Genomic DNA, 213 nt, shown 5'->3' with positions numbered 1-213 from the left:
AGTGAGAATGCCGGTATGAGTAGCGAAAGACGGGTGAGAATCCCGTCCACCGAATGCCTAAGGTTTCCTGAGGAAGGCTCGTCCGCTCAGGGTTAGTCAGGACCTAAGCCGCGGCCGACAGGCGTAGGCGATGGACAACAGGTTGATATTCCTGTACCACCTCTTTATCGTTTGAGCAATGGAGGGACGCAGAAGGATAGAAGAAGCGTGCGA

General features: G+C 54.5%; 1 rRNA gene. It reads left to right on the top strand.

From position 1 onward, the window contains the following. Positions 1-213 (top strand): 23S ribosomal RNA (locus tag MR083_RS27625); the annotation flags it as partial.

This window comes from Bacillus cereus group sp. BfR-BA-01408 (genome assembly GCF_022663305.1).
Lineage (GTDB): Bacteria > Bacillota > Bacilli > Bacillales > Bacillaceae_G > Bacillus_A > Bacillus_A pacificus.
This window is presented reverse-complemented; position numbering and strand designations above follow the sequence as displayed.